This window comes from Duganella lactea (genome assembly GCF_009857505.1).
Taxonomy (GTDB): Bacteria; Pseudomonadota; Gammaproteobacteria; order Burkholderiales; family Burkholderiaceae_D; genus Rugamonas; species Rugamonas lactea.
This window is the reverse complement of the sequence record NZ_WWCP01000006.1, coordinates 136,442-158,242: the sequence shown is the minus strand read 5'-3', so window position 1 is coordinate 158,242 and position 21,801 is coordinate 136,442. Positions and strand designations below refer to the sequence as shown.

Sequence of the window (21,801 nt, the reverse complement as noted above, 5' to 3'; positions counted from 1 at the left end):
CTTACCGAGCTGCGAGCGGAGTTTCGCGAATCGCATGCAGCCCTCAAGGCTGAGCTAATACAATGGATGTGCGGCATACTTGTTGTCCAGACGGGCATGACGGCTGTGCTCTTCAAGCTGCTGCATTAGTGGTATATTGCTCCATCGGAAATTTTCTTGTGGAGCCGTCATGCGTTTTACCGTCGTTGCAGCGTTGCTTGCCTTGTCCTTCCCCGTCTTTGCGCAAACGCCGCCCATGGCGCCTGACATTCCCGCCCAGTTCGACACCATCATCCCCAACGCCGACTACGTCAAACGCGAAGTCATGATCCCGATGCGCGACGGCGTCAAGCTGCACACCGTGCTGCTGATCCCGAACGGCGCCCAACACGCGCCCATCGTCCTGACCCGCACGCCGTACAACGCCAGCGGCCGCGCCAGCCGCAACGTCAGCCCGAGCGTGCTGGCCACCGGCGCCCAGGGCGACGAGACCATGCTCAGCGAAGGCTACATCCGCGTGTTCCAGGACGTGCGCGGCAAATATGGCTCCGAGGGCGACTACGTGATGACCCGCCCGCTGATCGGCCCGCTGAACAACACCCGCAACGACCAGTCCACCGACGCCTGGGACACCATCGACTGGCTGGTCAAGAATACCCCGGAAAGCAACGGCAAGGTCGGCATGATCGGCTCGTCGTATGAAGGCTTTACCGTGCTGATGGCGCTGACCAATCCGCACCCGGCGCTGAAAGTCGCCGTGCCGATGAGCCCGATGGTCGACGGCTGGCGTGGCGACGACTGGTTCCACAACGGCGCCTTCCGCATGCCCAACCTGAGCTACATCGCCAGCCAGAACGCCGCGCGCGGCGCCGGCAAGCAACTGGCCACCGGCGTCTACGACGATTACGAAGGCGTGCTGCGCGCCGGGTCGGCCGCCAGCTACGCCGCGCAATTCGGCCTGGACAAGCTCAACTTCACCAAAAAACTGTTCGAGCATCCGTCCTACGACAGCTACTGGCAGCATCAGGCGCTGGACAAAATTCTCGCCAAGCGCGACCTGAAAGTGCCCACCATGACCGTGGTCGGCTACTGGGACCAGGAAGACATCTACGGCGCCTACGCCGTGTACGCGGCGCTGGAGCCGAAGGACAAGGACAACAACAAGAACTACCTGGTGGTCGGCCCGTGGCGTCACAGCGGCGTCAATTACGAAGGCTCGACGCTCGGCGCGCTCAAATTCACCGGCGACACCGCGCTGGAATTCCGCCGCGACTTCATGCAGCCTTTCCTCGATCAATATCTGAAGGACGGCGCGCCGGTGGCCGACACGCCGCCGGTGCTGTTCTACCAGACCGGCGTCAATCGCTGGCAGAAGCTGCCGCAATGGCCGCTGGCCTGCGCTGACAACTGCGCCGCGCCGCTCAAGCCGATCTATCTGCAGGATGGTTTCAAGCTGGGCTTCGAGGCGCCGAAGGACAGCGCCGGCTATGACGCATACGTGTCCGACCCGGCCAAGCCGGTGCCGTTCGTGCCGCGTCCGGTGCGCATGGGCGACCGCAATGTTTGGCAGCCATGGCTGGTGTCCGACCAGCGCAGCTTCTCCGACCGTCCGGACGTGCTGACCTATGTGACCGCGCCGCTGAAAACCAAGGTGCAGATCGCCGGCGCGCCGGTCGTCAACCTGTTCGCCTCGACCACCGGCACCGACGCCGACTGGGTGGTGAAACTGATCGACGTCTACCCGGACGAAGTGCCGTCGCAGCCGGAGCTGGGCGGCTACCAGCTGGGCATCGGCATGGACATCTTCCGCGGCCGCTATCGCAACAGCCTGGAAACGCCGTCGCCGATTCCGCCCAACGCGGTCGAGCGCTACCGCTTCTCGCTGCCGAACGTGAATCACGTGTTCCTGCCGGGCCACCGCATCATGGTGCAGGTGCAATCGAGCTGGTTCCCGCTGTACGACCGCAATCCGCAAACCTATGTGCCGAATATCTTCTATGCCAAGCCGGCGGACTATCAGAAGGCCACGCTGAAGGTCTACCACAACAGCGCGGTCGAACTGCCGGTGATCGAAGCGAAGTAATTACAACGTCGCATCCGGCTCGCCGGTGTCGCTATCCTGGTCCGGCGTCCGTTCCAGGATATCGCCCGGCTGGCAATCGAGCCGCTCGCAGATTTTCTCCAGCGTGGCAAAGCGGATGCCTTTCACCTTGCCGGATTTAAGCAGCGACAGATTCTGCTCCGTGATGCCGACATACGCGGCCAGTTCGCGCGATTTGATTTTGCGCTTGGCCAGCATCAGATCGAGGTTGATGACGATGGCCATCAGATGAACGCCTCGTTTTCCGCCGCCAGCCGGCTACCTTCCTGCATCAGCCGCGTGACCAGGTAAAACAGACCGCACACCAGCAGCAAGATCAACTGTTCCGAACGGATTGCCGCCGACAGGTGACGCTCGCCGCCGGCCAGCAACCAGAAGGCGAGGGCGCGCGCCGGCGGCTCGATCATCGTCAGCAAGGTCGAGGCCAGCGTGGCGCCGGCAAAGGCGCGCAGATGGCCGATCGATTGCGGCGTGAACCAATCACGGCGGCGAAAGTTCCGCAGCAATTGGTCCAGCCGCCACAAACCATATCCCAGCACCAGCAACGGCACGCCAGCGAGCGCCGCCCCAATGGCGCGCTGCCGCGCGGACATTGCCAGCCTGGCCGCGCCACTAACGCCTTCACCGGTGATGTCGATGCTGATGCCGCCAATGGCCGGCGTGAAGCGGGTCCAGGCGAAAAAGAAGAACGTCGCCTGCACGGCAACACACAGCCACAGGAAGGCGCGGATCAGAGAAATTTTCATGTTTCTTAAATTATCGTTTTACAGTAAGTTTTTGCTGTTATATAGTGAATTGTACATTTAAAAACGGGAGTGGGGCATGAAAAGTATGCGGTTGGCGCTAGCCATGGTGGTGTGCTTGTCGGGATGTGCGGTACAGGTAGGGGAGCGCAATGTTTTGCGTGCTGACCGGCCGGATGATCCGCCGCGCACCCAGCTGTTGGACGCCGCCAGCGCGCCCGGATGGAAGCTCGATGAGCTGGCATTGCCCAGCGCCGGCGCGGCGCTGCACGGCGTTGCCGCCAGCCGTCCCGGCAACGCGCTGACCGTGCTTTATTTCGGCGGCAACGCCTTTCATCTGGACCAGCATGGCGCCGAGGTGCTGGCCGCCGTCGCGCCATGCGGCGCTGACGTGACGATCTTTGACTACCGCGGTTATGGCCGCAGCAAGGGCCAGCCAAGCATCGCCGCGTTGCAGCAGGACGCGTTGCGGATCTTCGATGACGTCAACTCCCGCCATCCGGGAAAGGTGGTGCTGCATGGGCAGTCGCTTGGCAGCTTTGTCGCCGCTTATGTGGCGCAGCAACGGCCGGCCGTGCGCGGCCTGATACTGGAATCGACCACCACCAATGCGCGCGACTGGAGCAATGCCATGCTGCCCTGGTATGTGTGGCCGTTCGTGCGCCTGCGGACCAGTCCTGAATTGCAGGGGATCGACAACGTGGCCGCCGCTTCGGCCTACGCTGGGCCGGCGTTGGTACTGGTGGGCGAGAACGATGGTGTGACGCCGCCGCGTTTGGCGAGCAAGGTCTATGCCGCGTTGCAATCGCCCGCCAGGCGGCTGGTGCTGGTGCCTGGCGCGGGACATAATGATGTGCTGTCGAATCCCGTGGCGCGGCCGGCCTACTGCCAGTTCATCGCCGAAATGGCGATGCGTTAGCGCGGTTTTATGCCGGCGCCGCGTGTTTGCGGAAGTAGGCGCGCGCGACAAAGATGGCGATCGCCTGCATCGCCGCGCACAGGTAGAAGGTGCTGCCCACGCGCCAGTCGTCGGCGGGCAGGTGGCTGACTTCGCCCAGAATGGCGGAACCGAGCAGCGGCATGATGATCACGCCCACGCTGCTGATCGATTGCAGCGACCCCATCAACTCGCCCTGTTCATGCGCCGCCGTGCTCTTGGAGACGATGCTCTGCAGGGCGGGGCCGATGGCGAACGACAGCACGTTGCACAGAATGAGCACATACATCATCCAGCCCTGCGTCGCCAGGCCATACAGCAGATAGGTGATCGTGCCGGACACCAGGCCCAGCACCGATAGCCGCACCTCGCCGAAGCGTTTGATCAGCATGCCCAACAGGCCGGCCTGCACCACCGCCGCCGTCAGGCCGACGCAGAACAGCGCCGCGCCGTTCTGACCCGGCGTCCAGTTGAAGCGGAAGGTGGTGTACAGCACCCAGGTGGTCTGCAACATCATGGCGGCCAGCGTCACCAGCGTGTAGGTCACCAGCAGGCCGCGAATGTCGGTGCGGCGCGCCAGCTTGTACAGCGCCGCCAGCGGATTCAGTTTGGCCAGCGCGAACGGCGCGCGGCGGTCGGCCGGCAGCGATTCCGGCACCACGAAGTAACCGTAGACGAAGTTGGCCGCCGACAGCGTCCCGGCCACATAGAACGGCAGGTGCAGGTCGACGCTGCCCAGCAGGCCGCCCAGCATCGGGCCGCAGATGAAGCCCAGGCCAAACGCCGCGCCGATCTTGCCGAAGCTCTTGGCGCGGTTTTCCGGCGTCGAGATATCCGACGCATAGGCCGACGCCACCGACATGCTGGCCGACGACATGCCGCCGATCACGCGACCGAGGAACAGCCACGCAAGGTTCGGCGCCCACGCGGTGGTGAGGAAGTTGATGCACATGCCAGCCATCGAGTACAGCAGCACCGGGCGGCGCCCGACCCGGTCGCTGATCGCGCCCAGCATCGGCATGAACAGAAACTGCATCAGGCCGAAAACGGCGCTCATCATGCCATACCAATAGGCCTGGCCTTCGCGGGTGCCGGTGAATTCGCCGACCAGTACCGGCAGCACCGGCACAATCAGGCCGATGCCCAGCATGTCGATAAAGATGCAGACCAGTACAAAATTCAGATTGCCTGGCGCTGCCGCCGCGTCGGTTTTGCTCATGGAAGCTCGAAAAGGTTACGGCGAGGACGGGCTGGCGGCCCATTCGGCGATGAAGTTGTCGCGGAAGGCGATCAGCTCCTGCATGCGCGCCTCGGCCAGGCGGCGACCGGCGGCGGTCTGCATCTTGCCGGGCAGCGTGGCCAGCTTGGTGTCGATATGGTCCAGCGCATAGGCCTTGTCATTGAGGTCGCGCTGCAGCGCCATCGGGTCGTCCGGATGGGCCAGCGCCGAATCCATGCGGCCGGCGGTATAAAACAGCCGCGCCAGTCCGACCGCGCCCAGCGCGTCCAGCCGGTCGGCGTCCTGCACGATCTTGGCCTCGATGGTCTCCGGGCGGATGCCGGCGGAAAAACTGTGGCTTTCGATGGCGTGCGCGACGGCGGCCAGCTGGTTCGGCGGGAAGTCCAGTGCCGCCAGCTGGCGGCTGGCCAGCAGCGCCGCCTTGCGCGACGCCAGATGGCGCTCGGGATCGTTCTTCGGCAGGTTGACCAGGTCGTGCAGATAGCAGCCAGCCAGCACCACCAGCGCGTCGGCCTCGGGATAATCGTCCAGCAGCAGGCTGGCGTTGCGCCAGACGCGGTGCAGATGGTTGGTGTCATGCGCGCCGTCGGTGCCCTGCGCGGCGGCGGCAAGGGCGACCAGGCGTGGGTGCCAGCCAGTAAGCAAGCTATTCATCAGTCTCCCTGAAATATTGGCGATTGGTGGCAAATCATACAGGCTGGCGGCAGCCTTGTGCAGCAGAAATAGTGGTCGAATTGGCAATCTGAAAATTGCAATAAGCTTATTTATTGCTTTGGTGCATTTATCTGGTGTCTTTGATCTTGACTTGGGGTAACATTATGCCCAATAACTTTGTAATGAGGAAAACCTATGTCCAACGTAACCGAACTTAACGCCTCGGCATCCACCGCCGGCGAATACCTGGCCTTTACCCTGGGCCAGGAAGAGTATGGCATCGACATTCAGAAAGTCAGCGAGATCCGCAGCTACGAAACCCCCACCCGTATCGCCAACGCGCCGGGCTTCGTCAAGGGCGTGGTCAACCTGCGCGGCATCATCGTGCCGATCGTCGACATGCGCATCAAGTTCAACCTGGGTGAGCCAAGCTACGACCAGTTCACCGTCGTCATCATCCTGAACATCGGCCACCGCGTGGTGGGCATGGTGGTGGACCGCGTGTCGGACGTGACCACGCTGACCCACGAACAAATCAAACCGGCGCCGGAAATCGGCTCGGCGCTGAACACCGAACACATTGTCGGCCTGGGCACGATCGACGAGCGCATGCTGATTCTGGTCGACATCGACAAGCTGATGTCCAGCGCGGACATGGGCCTGATCGAAAGCACGGCGCTGGCGGCATAACCACCAGCGAAGATCTCAGCGGGCAGAACCCGGTGCTGATGCCGTAGTGTAGTTTTTGTTGTTACTCCGAGAGGTAGGTGCACGAATGAATAGGTTGGCGAATATCAGTATCGGCAAACGCCTGGGGTTGGGCTTCACGATCATTCTGGCGTTTGCGATGCTGATCACCGGCATCAGCGTGTGGCGTTTGCAGGGCGTGGCGTCGGCCACCAGCGAAATGATGCAGGTGCCGTTGGCCAAGGAGCGCATGATCTCCGACTGGTCGGGCAAGATCGACAGCGGCATCCGCCGCACCACCGCCGTCGCGCGCAGCGGCGACCCGTCGCTCGGCGCCTACTTCGCCGAAGAGGCAAAGGCTTCGTCGGCCGTTTCGTCCCAGCTGCAAAAGAGCATCGAGGGCCTGATCAGTGACGCCGACGAGAAGGAGCTGTTCATCCGTATCGGTGAGCAGCGCAAAATTTACCTGTCCTCGCGCGACCAGATCAACAAGCTGAAGACCGCCGGCGAACTGGAAGAGGCCACCCGCATCTTTGAAAACGTCTTCCGGCCGGGCACCGCCAAGTTTCAGGAACTGATCGTCGAATTGCTGAAAATGCAGCGCGCCAAGATCGACGCCAGCGCCGCCCACATCGATGAAGTGGCCACCAGCAGCCGCCGTTTGCTGTTCGCGCTGGCCGCCCTGGTGCTGGTGTTCGGCATCACCTGCGCCTGGCTGCTCACCACCGGCATCGTGCGGCCGTTGCAGGAAGCCGTGGCCGCCGCGCGCCGCGTCGCCAGCGGCGACCTGACCGGCCATATCGACGACAGCGCCAAGGATGAAACGGGCCAGTTGCTGTCGGCGCTGAAGGAAATGAATGCCAGTCTGCTTAACATCGTCACCGAGGTGCGCACCGGCACCGATCACATCACCACCTCGTCGACCGAAATCGCCGAGGGCAATCACGACCTGTCGCGCCGCACCGAGCAGCAGGCCAGCGCGCTGGAGGAAACCGCGTCGTCGATGGAGGAACTGACGTCCACCGTCAAGCACAACGCCGACAACGCGCGCCAGGCCAATCAGCTGGCGGCATCGGCGGCGCAGGTTGCCGTCAAGGGCGGCGCCGTGGTGGCGGAAGTGGTGGGCACGATGGATTCGATCAACCAGTCGTCCAGCAAAATCGTCGACATCATTTCGGTCATCGATGGCATCGCCTTCCAGACCAATATTCTGGCGCTGAACGCCGCCGTGGAAGCGGCGCGCGCCGGCGAGCAGGGCCGCGGCTTTGCGGTGGTGGCGTCCGAAGTGCGCAATCTGGCGCAGCGTTCCGCCTCCGCCGCCAAGGAAATCAAGGCGCTGATCGGCGACTCGGTGGACAAGGTCAATCAGGGCAGCAAGCTGGTGGCCGATGCCGGCAGCACGATGGGCGAAATTGTCAATAGCGTGCAAAAGGTCAGCGACATGATTTCGGAAATCACCGCCGCCAGCAGCGAGCAAAGCGCCGGCATCACCCAAGTCAACCAGGCGATCGGCTCGATGGACTCGGTGACGCAGCAAAACGCGGCGCTGGTCGAGCAGGCCGCCGCCGCCGCCGAATCGATGCAGCAGCAGGCCGCTGCGCTGGCGCATGCGGTCAGTGTGTTCAAGGTGGACGGCATGCCGCGTCTGCAACCGTCGCGCGCGCAGAAGGCATCGTTGCGTATCGGCGCCTAATCCTCGTGACCTGCCGCCTGTTGCGACAGGCGGTCGGCTTCGCCGTTGCGGTGGCGCGGTAGCCAGCGTAGTTCCACCTCGCCCAGCGCCGCCATCAGCGCCTGCACGCGCGCCCGATGTTCTTCCAGTCCTTTGGCGCCGCGCGCCGCGCCCAAATTCACATCGTTGATCACCACCTGGCTGTCGCCGCGCACGGCCAGCCCGGTCACGCCCATCTGTTTCGCCGCTTCGAGCAGCGCCGTCAGCGCCAGATATTCTGCTTCGCTGCTGTTGCCATGTCCGGCGCGGCGGCTGATTTCAATCCGCTGCCCATCCGGCCCGCACAGCAGGGCGCCGATGCCGATACGGCCCGGATTCGGATGCGCCGAGCCGTCGAACCAGCCTTGCCACGCGGCCGATGGCTGCCGGCCGGCCTGGCGTCGCGCCAGTTTGTGGGCGGCGTTTTCCTGTCGCTCCGTGCGTCGCTGTTCGTCGCGCTGGCGAAGCAGCGCGCGCTCCGCCAGCAAATGCGCCAATCCGGGCGCGCCGGCGGCCAGTGTCAGCACCTGCGATAGTGCCTGCGCCTCGCTGACGTCCGTGCGGGTGGCCAAACGACGCGCGGCCACGCGCTCGCCCTTGAAGGCGGCCGTGGCCAATTGTTCAAATGCCGTGTTGTCCATTAATCGCGACGAGGGTTATTCGGGTGACGGTCGTAGCGGTTCGGGATGCCGTCGTGATCGCGGTCGCCGTTCGGGCCACGGTCCCAGCGCGCCTCCTGACGATACCAGTGGCCGTCACGCCGTTCCCAACCCGGTTGGTGGTAGACATAGCCGGGACGCGAGGCGATCCAGTTGCCGCCTACCCATACGTGGCTGTTGCCGCGCCAATCCCAGTAGCCTGGTGACCAGACATAGCCTGGGCGTGGTGGCGGAACGCGCTCATAGCGTGGCGGTGGCGGGGCGACGGTGATGTAATCGACGCGGGTCGGACCGCTGGTGACCACCCAGCCGCCGGGGGCAAAGCGCCAACCGCCGCCCTCGCGTACCCATTCTGCCTTGCGCCAGTAATTGCCCGGGCGCGCGCGCTCCCAGTGGCCGGCGGCCCAGACGTGGCGATAGCCGTCCCAGTTCCAATAGCCCGGCGCCCAGACGTAGCCGCTGCGCGGCGGCGGCAGACTTTCAAAGCGTGGAGGTGGCGGTGCGTTACCGATCACGATGCTCACGCCGACCTGCGCCGAGGCGGTGGCGGGAGCAAATGCCGCTGCGCTCAGTGCGAGCATGGCGGTGACGAAAATTGGCTTGATCATGATGACTTCCTCCGTTCCTTTGAACTGCTGATGAACGAACTATATCAAGCGAGTTTCGTTGTGGTGCTGTCTGATGCAACTTTTTACATATGACACAAAGCCGCGCAATTCTCATGTGCGCTGGCGTACGGAATCAGATCGTGCCGGCTTTGCTGGATTCCGCCGCCATCATGGTGGCGCGTTCTTCCAGCACCGATTGCAGCTTCTGTTCAGGCGTCATGCGCTTGGCGCTGACCACGACCGTTTGCATGGTTGGATCTTGTGTCACGGCGGTATGGCTGGCCAGTGCGTAAGCGGCGCCGCAGGTCAGGGTGGCGGCAACGACGAACAGGGCTTCAAAGTTTTTCAGGACGTTCATTTTAATCTCCTTCGGTGGGTGAGTGAGTTTCGATGTAGTCACTGTATCTAAAGGCCGCGCAAGCTGCGTCGGGATTGCGACGAGATGCGATTTCCGCGCCCCGAAATGCGTTTTGCCGCGACGAAGGTCCGTTTTTCCGCCTCCCCCGGCTAAGGAGTGCAAACCGATAGCGAGGGCATATGCCGCCATTTATCCGCACCATCCTGCAAGCCTGGGCCGAGCGCCGGCGCACGCGCCGCCGTAGCGCCAACCTGCGCGCCGGCCGGCGCGACGGTCCGGCGGTCCGGCTGGTTTCGTCACGCGGCGCGCCCGCCAGTCCACGCGCATCGCGCAGCGTCTGGATCGCGGTGGTGGGCCTGCTGTTTGCTGCGGGCGGCGGTGTGCTGATCGCCGGCCATGCCCGTCATTTGGCCGCCACCACCGCCAGCACGCCGCAATCGGCCGCCAACATTCGCGCCGCCCATGTCTACCAATCCGTCCTGCCGGGTATCGCCTTCAGCGTCCCGCAAGACGCCGGCATCAGCGCCAGCTTGCACCCCGGCGGCGCCTTGCTGATCGCCTCCAACCTGCAAGCCGCTCCAGCGGTCCGCGTGGACTTGTGCAGCCAACTGCGCAGCCCCACCGATCCACGCCTGCTGCCGCTGCGCATCGGCTACCGCTTCGACGATGTCAAGCGTTGGGTCAAGCGCAATGAAGAAGGCGGCGCGCAGATTTCCCTGCGCAACGTGCTGCTGATCGCCGACCGCGATAACGGCGCCGACGCCATGCCCGAGGTACAAATCGAAGGCGCCGCCCGCGCCGACTTCACCGACCCGCTGAGCGAGCCGTTGCAACTCAGCTGGCGCGTGCGCCAGGGCGATGCCCGCTGGCTCAGCGACGCCAGTTTCGGCCAGATCGAGCAGGGCGCCAGTGGCCAGGTCGCGCTGCGTCAGCAAGGCTGGCTGCTATGGGGCGCCAACACCGCGCTGCGGATCGAGCGCCGCAGCAACGCCATGTGTCCGCAAGCCGGTGAGCTGGTGGTGCAGATGTACCGTCCTGCCGCGCCGTCGGCGTTTACCATGCCGGCCGGCCGGCCCGCCGCGCTGGTCACCGCCTTTCCGGCGCGCGGCCGCGCTGTCAGCGCCTATCTCGCCGCCGGCGACTATCAAGTGCCCAAGGCCGCCGCCGGCGCGCTGGAAGACCAGACGCTGTTCGAACAACTGCAAGCCCAGGGCTTGATTCGTCTCACCGCCAGCGGCAATGTCGCCATTGCGCCACGTGACCTGCCGCAATGGCAGGCCGCCCAAACCAGCGAGCGGGCGGCGGAACTGCATGGCTGGCAGCAGGTCCAGTCAGGACCCGTCACGCAAAAACTCTTCAAGCGCCTTTACTACCAGGCCGACGGCGCCTACGTCCGCCAGCAAATCGACATCTACAACAGCGAACGCCGCCTGTTGGCCTGGCGCGTCAAAGGCCCGGCGGACCTGCCGCTGGAATGGAGCGCCACCACCAGAGCCACCAACGGCAACGCGCCGGTCATGATCGCCACCACCAGCCAGATGCCGGTGGCGGCATCGCGCTTGTTCGCATCCTTGCCGCAAGGCTGGCAGCCATGGACGCGCGTCGCGCACTGGCCGCCGACTGGTGATGATCCTGTCGTACGCTTGACGCTCAATCTGCCCCGTGCGGCCAGCGGTGGTGAGGAACTGCAACTGCTGGTGGCGGGCCGCGTTGGCACGCGCGGCATCAGCGGCGCCAGCGCCCAGTTGACGCCAGCCTGCAGCGGGCGGGCCTGCGCCAGCAGCACCGATGTTCAGCAAATCACGCTCACACCGCAAGCCGGCGTCCGCAGCATCCAGTTCGATCTGCAAGCGCTGGACTTCAATGCGCCGGAAGATCAGAAATACCGTCACCTGCGCGTGGCCGACGGCCGCTTGATGTGGCAGCCGCTCGCGCCCGGCGAGAACAGCGCCGCACGCGGCGGCACGCGCGCGGCAGTCCAGCTGCAGGACCGCAACGGCACCACGTTATGGACCGACGGCGCGCCCAGCGAATCCGCGATAGAAGCCGGCCTCGCGCCACTGATCGGCATCAGCACCGAGCACGCCAACAGCGTCGCCGGCATGCTGGCACGGTTGCCCGCGCCCTCCGGCACCGCCAGCGCCACACTGACGCTCGACCTGCCATTGCAAACCCTCAGCCAGCGCGTGCTCGAATGCGTCGCCATGCATCGCGGGCGCTGGCAGGAGGGGCGCTGTACCGGTAGCCAGCCCGCGCCTGAAGGCCGTCATGCCGGTCTGATCATCCTCGACACGGAAAACGGCGACATTCTCGCCGCAGCGGGCGCCGGCGCGGGCGAGGTCAACGCCGTCAACTGGGCCGAAGTGCGCGACTTTGATCGCACCAGCCCCGCGCGCAGCCCATTGCGCCTGCCAGCCTTGCAGCACGATGGCGGCGCGCACCAAAGCCCTGGCTCAACCTTCAAAGTAATCAGCGCGCTGGGCCTGGAACTGGCCGCACAAGACGATCCGCAGATCGATGCTCTGCTGGGCGGCTTGCCGCTGCCGGCCATCAACCGCCTGGCAGTACAGCGCGGCTACGGTTTCCAGACCGACGCCGCCAGCTATCCAATGAATCCGCGCCTGGCGCACATCACCAACTACCGCGAGCAAAGCCTGGATCGTCGGGCGCAGGAGGGGCGTCTCGGACTCGCACAGGCGCTGACCTACAGCTTGAATACCTGGTTTGCCTGGTCCAGCGAATTGAGCGACCGCAGCCTGTTCGGCCGTCCGGACGGCGGCGCGCCCGATCTGCAAGCGCTGGACGCCGGCGCGTTGGACAGCGTGCGCCCCATCGTTGGCGCGGCGCGCCGGCTGGGCTTCGAGCAAGTACTGCGTCTGGACGGCGGCCTGCTGCCGCCGGAATTTCAATGGCGCGCCTGGGATGCGCTGCAAGCCACGCCAGCCCGCATCGATCCGATCCACACGCGCCACGAACTGCGCCAGATGTCGATCGGCCTGCGCATGCAGGTCACGCCGCTGCAAATGGCGTTGGCGTCGGCGGCGGTCGGGCAGGGCCGGGTGGTGGCGCCGCGCATGCTGTTGTCGCTGGATCGCGTCAGCAGCACGGTGCCGGCCTCGCCGCCGCTGGGCATACGCCTGGACCGCATCAAGGCCGGCATGAAGGGCGTGGTCGATGTTGGGACAGGGGCAGGGGCTTTCCGTGGTGCTGCGCTGACAACCGTGCGTCCCGGCCTGTATGGCAAGACTGGCACCGCGCCTAGCGGCGAGGACACGGCAACCGTCTGGTTCACCGGCTGGCTGGAGCCGGGCAGCTTGCCAGGCCAGCATCACCGCCTGGCCATGGCGGCCTTCGTCAGCCACTCCGACGCCACCGGTGGCGAACATGCGGCGCCGGTGATTGCCGCCATCCTCTCCACGCTGGCAACGCAGAACGGTGAACAGAAGCGGAAATAGCCTTGTAAACGGGATAATGCCGGGCGCCTTTTTGTGGCATGCTTGCAAAGCCTTTTGACTTATCTTTATATACAGGACTTTATGCGCTTGCCAGGAACCCGGTATCAGGAGCACGGCTGGGAACAAGTGCGCAAGCTGCTGGGGCTATGTTCGTTGCAGGCCTTCCGGCAGATTGAGATGCACCAGGTGCTCGACTCCGCGCGGCACGCGGCGCTGCTCGACGCCTATACCGAAGCGGTGGCCGCCGCCTTGCGCGCCAGCGCCCGCAGCGCACGCGGCGAGGCCGAAGGCAACAGCTATGGCGAGAGCGTGTATGAATTGTCGCTAGGGCTGCTGCACGAGTTGCAGGCGCAGACTACTTACTGGACTGTCTTCATCGCCGCCATGGCCAGCGAGCATGCGCGCAGTGGCGCCTTCTGGCACGATCCGGCGGCCGAGGGCATGTTGCGCAAGAAGGTCAACGATATGTACGCGACCTTGCGCGACAAGGTGGACGCGGACAGCTACATCGCCGCCACAGGCCGCGATTGCTCGCCCAACAAAATCTACACCTATCGCATGCTGGATACGGCGTATCGCGAGATCGCCGGCTTGTTTGCGGCCTGGGAGCAGAATGCCGCGCAAGTCGGCGCCATCCTGGGCCGCCCGCTGGCCGGCTCACCGATCGAGGTGCGGCAGATGAAAACCATCAGCGGCTGCAAAGCCGAGTGGATCATCCGCTGGAGCGAAACACTGGAGCGGTTCGGCGGCACGCCAGGGCCGTTGCACACCAAATCCAAACGCTTCGCCAGTCTGAAAAACAGCCCTGACAAGATTGCCGCGCTGCTGGCGGAGATCGGCGATTACGAAGAACTGTCGGCCAATATGGACAGCGCCGAGGACTGGCAAGCGGATGCAGGCGAAGCCGCGCTATGGCTGGAGGACTACTGGCGCGTGCTGGGCGAGTCCGCCCAGGCGGCCGGCGCCGGACAACCGCGAGACGACCGCATTCTCGCCGCCCCGGAGCCGGACGAGGATGATGCCGCTGAAGACAGCGATGACCTCCTGGATAGCGGCCCGCTGGTCGACGAAGAACAACTGGCCCTTGAACAATCCCGCGCCGAAGACCTTTCCCTGCCCCTCCGCTATCTGGAAATGGCGCGTGCCGCGCAGGATGCGGGCAGCTGGACGGTGCGCATATTGCGCGATGAATCGCTGCCGATTCGCCTGGCCGTGTACCAAAAACTGTTGGGCGCGACGGACGACACGTATCCGGACGCCTGGCTGGACCCGGCCACCGGCGAGCTGCCAACCCTGCAGCAACTGGCGGCGCTGGACCAGATTTCGATGCCGACGCTGCGCAAGCGCCGTAATGAAGCGATCGCAAGGCTGCAGGCAGCCGGCGCGCAATGAAGGAGAACGATTTGAACTTGCCACACGATGATCTGGATGCGCGCTTGCGAGAGCGCCTGCTGTTGTCGCGCGAAGCGCCGGGCGACCGTCTGATGCTGGCCGACGCCACGCTGCTGGCGGCGCTGGACGGCACCCGCGCGCTGACGTCGAACGAGCGCCAGGCACTATCCGCGTCACCACTGACATTGCGCCGCTTCCGTCACTTGTCGTTGCAACGCCGCGCTGCCACACAGCCGCAGGCCGTCAATGATCCGGTATGGACCGGCAGCAGCGGCATGCTGCGCGCGGCTTCCACCGCCGAAGCGCTGCAAACCCTGACCACCGATGATGGTTACTGGACGTTGCACTTCCTGCCGCGGGACGGCGGCTGGCAGGTGATTCTGAGCCTTGCCGCCGAAGCGCCGTTTGCGGAACGTCTGCTGCGCGAGCAGCCGCGGTTGCGCGTGATCGACGGCGGCGGCGCGATCGTGCTGCAAGGCCGCCTGGACGCGGACGGCGAGTGTGAGCGTGCCTGGCCTTTCGACACCGCGCCGGGTCAGCATTTTCAACTTTATGGAGCCGGCTTTGCCGTCGAACCGGTAGCGCCATAGATGATGCGAATATTCAGCCGTCGCCGCAAACAGGCCACCGATACCGGTGGCCTTGGCGCCACTCTGATCGCGCTGCGGCTCGATGATGGCGACCTCGCGCCCGCGCAAAGCACGATGGTGATGTTCAATGCTGCCGGCCACGCGCGCCGTGTGGCGGTTGGCAAGGTGTCGTGCGAGCAGGGCGAGATGGCGTTCTGCTTCCATCCGGGGCCGTACACCGTGGATTTGATTCCTTTCGCCTCGGCGCCGGAATGGGGCTTGCGCTTGCGGTTTGTGGTGGATGCGGCCAATCCGCGCGTGTCGCAGCAGCGGTTTGATTTGTATTTGTACAGCGAGACGGCGGGGCGGCTGGAGCTCGCCGATTTTGCGGCGGCTGCCGAGATGGCGCTGCAAGCCGAGTTGGCGCAAGGCGCGCTCGATTTGCCGCCCTGTATCTCGCTGGAAGAGTGGCACGCTTTCCGCGCCGGCCTGAATCAGCTGATGTACACGCGCTACGGCGTGACGGTGGACGATTGCGTGCCGGTGGACCTGGGCGAGCAAATCGACTACGCCACTATTCTGCAAGCCCGCACCCAACAAGCCGCAGAAGCCGGGTGCGTCGCCGACATCGCCACGCCTGCCATCACGGACGCCGACGACAAGCCATCGGCGGGTGCGATGAACATCGCCGAGCAGGATGCGCGCGCGTTGCGCCGTCTGTTCCTTGAGCTGCCGGCCCTGAGCGGTGAATTGCGTCTGCTGGTGCTGCCCGAAGGCCTGGAGATATTCCAGCGACATGCGTCCCTGTTGCTCCGTCTCGGCATGGCTGGACTCAACGTCAACACCATGCCATCGCTGGCATGGGCTGCACCAGGCCAGCCGCTGCCCGTCGCTGACCAGGCTATGCGCAGCGCTCAAACGCTGATCGCGCAGTCAGCGCTGGACGAGGCATGGTCGCTGCTGGCCCGCCTTCAGCTCGCGGAGCATCAGCAGTGGCCTTTATTGTTGGACGAAGCGGACCGCATTTGCGCCAACCTGGAAACCGGCCTGTCGCTGCGCCGGAGCGTCTATGTACCGCGCACGGAGCCCTCGCTATGAGCACCATTTCGACCAGCGTCGTCCCAACCAACGCCGAATGCCGCACCAAGTTGGCCGACGGCCGCACGTTGACCATCACCGCCAGTCGCCGGCCGCGCGCCAATCGCGCCGATGTCAAATGCATTGCCCCCAACGCTCCCGCGATCGCGGCGCGCATGCAGCAAGTCGTCCGCCTCGCGCGCCACACCGAAGCACGGCTCGATAGTCGCGATCAGGTGGTGCTCAGCATGGACATCGCCCCCGCCGACAATGAACGTGACTGGGAACTGGCCGCCGTCCTGGCGGACCGCATCGTGCGTGGCCTCCAGCCTGTCCGCCCGACCTGGGCCCAAGGCAGTTCGGACGCCTGGCATCTCGGCCGCGTGACCGGCACCGTGAGCGTCGCCAGCGATGTGGATGAAACCTTGGACATCACCCATCTGGGCGCCTTGAGCGGCCACGCCGACCCGTCGGCCGCCGTCTCCACGGTGCGTACCTGGTTCCCGCTGCATAGTGGTGGCGTCAACGATACCCTCGGCTGGCTCGAAGTCAGCGTCTTCCCGCTGGAAGCGCCGGCGACAAGCGAAGAAGACAGCATCGCCGCGCCGGGGCTGGAGCTGACCGCGCAGCAGGAAGTCAAGCAAACGCTGAGCGCCGCCCGCCACTACGACGGCAAGGGCCTGGGCCGCTGGCGTACCGTGGTCCGCTTTGGCCAGCCGCGTTTCCAGGGCGGTTCTTACCAACTGGCGCTGGTCATGGCCGACCGCATCGCAAGGGGCAGGGAATTTGTCCCGCGCGGCCGCATCATCGCCACCGGTTGCTCCAGCGCCTGGCATGCGGGCCGCGTCGACACCGTGGATGGCCGCGAACCGAAGCTGGAATTAATATTCAATCAAGTAAACAATGGTGACCGCGTGCTCTTGCCCAGGGACTGGCAAGAGCTGCTGCCCCCCGGATTCGCCGCCGGGTTGCGTCAAAAAGGTGCGACACTGGCCTGTATTGACAAGATTGGCATGATTTAAACGGTGCACAAGAAGTAAATCGGGCTCGCCCTGCTAAAATCGGCAGATCGAAGGGCAGCCTGGAAGATGAATCGTAGAAGGAGTCTGGCATGTTCCAAATGTTTGGTTTTGGCGGCGTTAAATGCCCGCGTTGCGAGCACAAAAACGGCGACCAGTCGGGCTACTGCAAGCACTGCGGCCTGACGCTGGGAGCGCCGCGCAGCGAATCCGTATTGCGCGACAACCGCTGGATACCCGGCGATAACGAGCTGGCCGTGTACTTCGGCGTCAGCACGCTGTCCGGCATCTTCACCAAGACACTGCGCGTGCCGGCCACCACGCGCGCCTATATTCTGCAGGCCGACAAGGCCACCGAAGTGCCGCAGGGCGAATACGAAATCGAAGGCTTCTTCACCCGGCTGAACCACCTGCTGCGCAACCAGCATGCGGAAATCCTCATCACGCGCACCTTGCCGCTGCCCGTCGAATTCTCGTTTGATGACCTGCACACCGCCGAGCATCTGAAAATATCGGCCCGCTTCACGGTCGCCATTCGGATCGAAAACGTGCCGGCCTTCGCCCAGCACTTCATGACCGTGCCGGGCGTGGTCAATACCACGCACCTGCATGAGCTGCTGGAGCCATCGGTACGCCAATTGGCCGCCGAATTTGTCGGCAGTCGCTCGATCCGCGAAATGGCCGGCAACACCGACCTGCGCCTGCAACTGAACGAACGTCTGCAAGCCGCGCTCAAACTGCGTCTGGCCACCTATGGTCTGGCGGTGGATGGCGTGGAAACCGCTGCGCTACGCCACGATAAATTTGACCATAACCGCGCCCGCATCGGCACGCTGTGGCTGGTGACCGACGAGCGCCATGTGCAACTGGAGCACACCAAGCAGCTAGACCAGATTTATAACGACGAAGAGTGGCAAGCCATCGCCCGCGAAGAGCAGAAGATGCATTCCGACTTTCGCCGCGCGGAGTTGCGCCAGGACGCCAGCGTCAACAAGGCCGAGCTGACGCTGAAAGAGGCGGAGCGCGTGCAAGCCTTGCGCGCGCGTGAAGTGGAGTTGTACAGTCGCGTGATGGACGCCAAGACGCGCAAGGTCGCCATCGATAAAGGCGCGGGTACCGTGCTGGCGGACCTGGAGCATGAACTGGCAAAGAATAAGTCGCTCCGTCATGGCGAGCAGGCCGAGTGGGACCATGTGCGTCAACTGGCCCAGATTCGCATGCGCACCGAATTGGAGGTGCTGCAGCAGAACGCCGCCGAGCAGCGTCAGATCGCGCAGCAACGCTTGTCGCACCAGTTGCGTCAGCAGGCGATCGAGAACCAGATCGCACAAGCGCTGCTGATCGAGGACGAATCGCACAAGCGCAACGAGCTGGCCGCGTTGCGTCAGCGCGAAAAGGACGAGAAAGCCCGCGCGCTGCAAATCGAAGCGGAAGCGCATGCCGCCCGCATTCAGGGTATGACCATGGCCAACGCCGCCCGTCGCCGAGAGGCGGAGCGCGTGCAGGAGTGGGAGGATCAACTGGCCCTCGCGCGTCAACGCGAATTGCTGCGTGACGACGCCGTCAAGGACGCCACCAACGCGGTGCAGGTCGGGGAAATCAACCAGAAGATCGAAGACCTGAAACGCGCCGGCGCGCAGGCCGATGCGGTGGCGCAGTACGAGAAGCTGCTGCGCACCATCGATGCCGATGGCGTTCACGCGCGCCAGAACCAGGCCAACGCCAAACAGGCGATGCTGGATCAGCTGGCGATTGATGAACAGCGCCTGGCGCTGAAGCAGCGGGAGCAGGAAGCGCTATGGCAGCACGAGCTGCGAAAATTCGAGCAGGAACGCGCGGCCGCATTCACCACGCAGCAATCGCAGCAGGATCACGAAATCCGTCGTATGGAAACCATGAATCGCCTGAGCGACATGGCGATCGCCGCGGTGGCCGCACCATCGAATGTGGAGGCGGTGGCGCAGATCATGAAGCTGCAAATCCAGGGCGGCATGACGGCCGAGCAGATACAGGCTTTGTCGCAGGTGGTGGCCGCCGAACATGGCGTCACGCCGGCGGAGGCCTCGCGTATCGCCCATGCGCAGGTGCTTGAAGAGCGCGCGCACCGCGACGCGGAACTGGACAAGGACCGCCGTCATCAGGTCGATCTGATCAAGGTCACCAAGACGGAGGCTGCGGCAACCATGGTGGCGTCGCGCCGCTGCCCGAACGGCCATCTGGCGCCGCAGGGTCGTGAACAAGACAAGTTTTGCGCCGAATGCGGCGCGCCCCTGCAGTAACTTATCGGGTAAAGATGCAAACAGCAAGAGACAAGATCCGCGAACTGCGGGCCTTACATGATGACGGTTTGTTGAGTCTCCAAGAGTTCGACCGTCGCAAGAACGCTATCCTGGATGCGGAGTACGCGCCGCCGGGAGGGCAAGCCGCGCCTGCGCAACTGCCGCAGCGCCAGGGCACGGAACTGGGCCTGATGACCGGCCAGGAGATCGGCCCGCAGAACCGCCGCTATCGGCTGGAGCGCCTGATCGGCATGGGCGGCATGGGGCAGGTGTGGCTGGCGACCGATCTGGCGACGCACGCGGAGCTGGGCCACAGCGACATGGTCGCGCTGAAAATTCTGCCGCCGCAGCTGACGCAGAGCGCTACCCACGCCAAGCTGCTGATCGAGGAAGCCACGCAGGCGCGCAAGCTGGCGCATGAGAATATCGTCCGTGTCTACGAATGGGCGCAGGACCCCGCTACGTCCAGCTACTTCATCATCATGGAGTATCTGGAAGGGCAGGATCTGGATGCATATCTGGCCGAGCAGGGCACGCTGTCGCTGGAAGCGATCTACAAGCTGCTGTCGCCGGTCGGCGACGCGCTGCACTACGCCTGGGACAAGCACAAGCTGGTTCACCGCGACATCAAGCCGGGCAACGTGTTCCTGACAAAGCGCGGTGAGGTGAAGCTGCTGGACTTCGGCATCGCTTCGCGCGCGCGCAGCGCTGGCAGCAGTCTTGGCTTGCAGACGCCGAACGCCGGCACCGCCGGCTACCGCGCGCCGGAAGCGGGCACGCATCAACGTCAGCCCGCGCCCAAGCTGGACGTGTACGCGGTCGCGGTCATGATTTACCAATTGCTGGAAGGCCGCATGCCGTTTGACGATATGCGTGCGGCTGATTTTCATCCGTCGCCGCCGCGCGGCCTTAATGCGCGGCAGTGGAAAGTGCTGCAGGAAGGCTTCGCGTACCTGAGCGTGCGGCGGCCCGCATCGGTCAACGAGCTGTTAGCGGAACTGCGCCGCGCCGCCGGCCCTAGCGATGAGGAAGTGGCCGCGCAGGCCGCCCAAGCCGCCCGCGAACAGGTGGAGCGCGATGACCAGCGCAGGAAGGAACTGGCGGCGCAAGCGGAGCAGGCTCGCCAGACCGAGGAAAAGCGCAAAGCCATGGTGGCCGAACTGGCGGCCCGCCGCCAGGCCGAGATACAGGCTGCGGCAGCGGACAAGCAACGGCAGGAGCAGCAGCGCCGCGCGCTGGAAGCACAGCAGCGCGCCGAGGCGGAAGCCGCCGCGCAGGCACGCAAGCAGGTGCTGCGCGAGCAGTTGCAGGCGCGCCGGGATGCCGACGCCAAAAAAGCGCGTGAAGAACGCGAGGAGCAGCAGCGCAGGGCCGCGCAGCTGAAGGCGGAAGCGGCGTATCGCCTGGAGCAGGAGCGTCACCGCAAGCAGCAGGCGGAGCGCCACGCGGCTGAATTGGCGGCGCTGACCGCCAACACGCCGGTGGCCGACGCCAACGGCGTGCTGCGAGACCGCTTCCTCGATGGCAGCGGCTTTGGCCCTGATCTGGTGCTGATACCCACCGGCCGCTTCCAGATGGGGTCTCACGAACATGAGCAGGCGCTTGCCGTTAAAGCCGGCGCGCAAAAGAAATGGCTGGACCGCGAACAGCCGCCGCACTGGGTGGGTATCGAGAACTCCTTTGCGCTGGGACGCTTCCCTGTCACGGTGGGACAGTGGCGGCGCTTCGTCCAGGATAGCGGCTGGGAGTCGCAGTCCGACACCGACTGGCGCGAGCCGGGCTTCGCGCAGACCGACGAGCATCCTGTGGTGGGCGTCAGCTGGATCGACGCGCAGCAGTATCTGCGATGGTTGTCGGAAAAGACCGGCCAGCTGTATCGCTTGCCGAGCGAGGCGGAGTGGGAGTATTCCTGCCGCGCCGGCACCAAGACCGCGTTCAGCTTCGGCGACACGATCAGCACCGAGCAGGCCAATTACGACGGCCACTACACCTACAACGGCGGCCAGCGCGGCAGGTATTTGCAGGGGACCAGCAAGGCAGGCGCTTATCAGCCCAATCCCTGGGGACTGTTCGACATGCATGGCAATGTGTGGGAATGGACGCAGGACGTGGTGCACGACAATTACATCGGCGCACCGGCCGATGGCGCCGCGTGGGAAGAGGGTGGCGATCCGGTGCGGCGTGTGCTGCGCGGCGGCTCGTGGTTGTACAACCCGCGCTATCTGCGCTCGGCGGTGAGGAACGGCTTTTCCGCCGTGCTGGCGAATGACATCGTCGGCTTTAGAGTCGCTCGCAAGCTCGCATGAGGTATACTGATGGGCTTTGAAAGTCAG

The 21,801-nt window shown here is 64.6% G+C and carries 18 protein-coding genes; 11 read left to right on the top strand and 7 right to left on the bottom strand.

From position 1 onward, the window contains the following. Positions 1–169 precede the first annotated feature (169 nt). Positions 170–2,062 (top strand): CocE/NonD family hydrolase, encoded by a 1,893-nt coding sequence (locus GTP44_RS08160; protein WP_161019044.1) that lies wholly within the window; start codon positions 170–172, stop codon positions 2,060–2,062. Here the strand turns inward: GTP44_RS08160 and GTP44_RS08155 are convergent, their stop codons facing one another. Together GTP44_RS08155 and GTP44_RS08150 are read right to left on the bottom strand one after the other, a co-directional pair. After that, positions 2,063–2,305: a helix-turn-helix domain-containing protein gene (locus GTP44_RS08155; protein ID WP_161019043.1), complete on the bottom strand. Its 243-nt coding sequence runs from the start codon at positions 2,303–2,305 to the stop codon at positions 2,063–2,065. Beyond that, the gene (locus GTP44_RS08150) at positions 2,305–2,826 is read right to left on the bottom strand and encodes a DUF2975 domain-containing protein (RefSeq protein ID WP_161019042.1); all 522 of its coding nucleotides are present in this window, start codon (positions 2,824–2,826) and stop codon (positions 2,305–2,307) included. The genes GTP44_RS08155 and GTP44_RS08150 overlap by 1 nt, the downstream gene beginning before the upstream one ends. 154 nt (positions 2,827–2,980) lie before the next feature. Between GTP44_RS08150 and GTP44_RS08145 the strand changes: the two genes are divergently transcribed. After that, complete coding sequence (locus GTP44_RS08145; RefSeq protein WP_229256831.1) at positions 2,981–3,742, top strand: alpha/beta hydrolase; 762 nt, start codon at positions 2,981–2,983, stop codon at positions 3,740–3,742. Between the two features lie 7 nt (positions 3,743–3,749). On the opposite strand, the gene GTP44_RS08140 is transcribed toward GTP44_RS08145, so the two are convergent. Further along, positions 3,750–4,979 (bottom strand): TCR/Tet family MFS transporter, encoded by a 1,230-nt coding sequence (locus GTP44_RS08140; RefSeq protein ID WP_161019041.1) that lies wholly within the window; start codon positions 4,977–4,979, stop codon positions 3,750–3,752. A 15-nt stretch (positions 4,980–4,994) separates the two neighbouring features. Further along, on the bottom strand, positions 4,995–5,654 hold the full coding sequence (locus GTP44_RS08135; protein WP_160989791.1) for an HD domain-containing protein: 660 nt from the start codon (positions 5,652–5,654) through the stop codon (positions 4,995–4,997). A 195-nt stretch (positions 5,655–5,849) separates the two neighbouring features. On the opposite strand from GTP44_RS08135, the gene GTP44_RS08130 reads away from it, so the two are divergent. After that, entirely contained in the window at positions 5,850–6,344 is a 495-nt protein-coding gene (locus GTP44_RS08130; protein ID WP_160989792.1) for a chemotaxis protein CheW, read from the top strand. Between the two features lie 85 nt (positions 6,345–6,429). Then, complete coding sequence (locus GTP44_RS08125) at positions 6,430–8,034, top strand: methyl-accepting chemotaxis protein (protein ID WP_161019040.1); 1,605 nt, start codon at positions 6,430–6,432, stop codon at positions 8,032–8,034. Here the strand turns inward: GTP44_RS08125 and GTP44_RS08120 are convergent. From GTP44_RS08120 to GTP44_RS08110, 3 genes are all read right to left on the bottom strand, one after another. Beyond that, on the bottom strand, positions 8,031–8,693 hold the full coding sequence (locus GTP44_RS08120) for a ribonuclease HI family protein (RefSeq protein WP_161019039.1): 663 nt from the start codon (positions 8,691–8,693) through the stop codon (positions 8,031–8,033). The two genes, GTP44_RS08125 and GTP44_RS08120, sit on opposite strands and share 4 nt — an antisense overlap. Continuing rightward, the gene (locus tag GTP44_RS28000; RefSeq protein WP_160989795.1) at positions 8,693–9,319 is read right to left on the bottom strand and encodes a YXWGXW repeat-containing protein; all 627 of its coding nucleotides are present in this window, start codon (positions 9,317–9,319) and stop codon (positions 8,693–8,695) included. The genes GTP44_RS08120 and GTP44_RS28000 overlap by 1 nt, the downstream gene beginning before the upstream one ends. A gap of 133 nt (positions 9,320–9,452) precedes the next feature. After that, positions 9,453–9,677, bottom strand: coding sequence for a hypothetical protein (locus tag GTP44_RS08110; protein WP_161019038.1), 225 nt, complete (start codon positions 9,675–9,677; stop codon positions 9,453–9,455). A gap of 179 nt (positions 9,678–9,856) precedes the next feature. On the opposite strand from GTP44_RS08110, the gene GTP44_RS08105 reads away from it, so the two are divergent. The 7 genes from GTP44_RS08105 to GTP44_RS08075 all read left to right on the top strand — a co-directional run bounded on the left by GTP44_RS08105 (position 9,857) and on the right by GTP44_RS08075 (position 21,774). Further along, positions 9,857–13,132 (top strand): penicillin-binding transpeptidase domain-containing protein, encoded by a 3,276-nt coding sequence (locus tag GTP44_RS08105; RefSeq protein WP_161019037.1) that lies wholly within the window; start codon positions 9,857–9,859, stop codon positions 13,130–13,132. A gap of 81 nt (positions 13,133–13,213) precedes the next feature. Further along, entirely contained in the window at positions 13,214–14,524 is a 1,311-nt protein-coding gene (locus GTP44_RS08100; RefSeq protein ID WP_161019036.1) for a hypothetical protein, read from the top strand. Positions 14,525–14,535: 11 nt separating this feature from the next. Further along, on the top strand, positions 14,536–15,114 hold the full coding sequence (locus GTP44_RS08095; protein ID WP_308494323.1) for a hypothetical protein: 579 nt from the start codon (positions 14,536–14,538) through the stop codon (positions 15,112–15,114). Between the two features lie 3 nt (positions 15,115–15,117). Continuing rightward, positions 15,118–16,191, top strand: a complete 1,074-nt coding sequence (locus tag GTP44_RS08090) for a hypothetical protein (protein WP_161019070.1) — start codon at positions 15,118–15,120, stop codon at positions 16,189–16,191. Next, positions 16,188–17,192, top strand: coding sequence for a hypothetical protein (locus tag GTP44_RS08085; protein WP_161019034.1), 1,005 nt, complete (start codon positions 16,188–16,190; stop codon positions 17,190–17,192). Before GTP44_RS08090 ends, GTP44_RS08085 begins: the two co-directional genes overlap by 4 nt. 89 nt (positions 17,193–17,281) lie before the next feature. Then, the gene (locus tag GTP44_RS08080; RefSeq protein ID WP_161019033.1) at positions 17,282–19,468 is read left to right on the top strand and encodes an SPFH domain-containing protein; all 2,187 of its coding nucleotides are present in this window, start codon (positions 17,282–17,284) and stop codon (positions 19,466–19,468) included. 14 nt (positions 19,469–19,482) lie between these two features. After that, on the top strand, positions 19,483–21,774 hold the full coding sequence (locus GTP44_RS08075) for an SUMF1/EgtB/PvdO family nonheme iron enzyme (protein WP_161019032.1): 2,292 nt from the start codon (positions 19,483–19,485) through the stop codon (positions 21,772–21,774). Positions 21,775–21,801 lie beyond the last annotated feature (27 nt).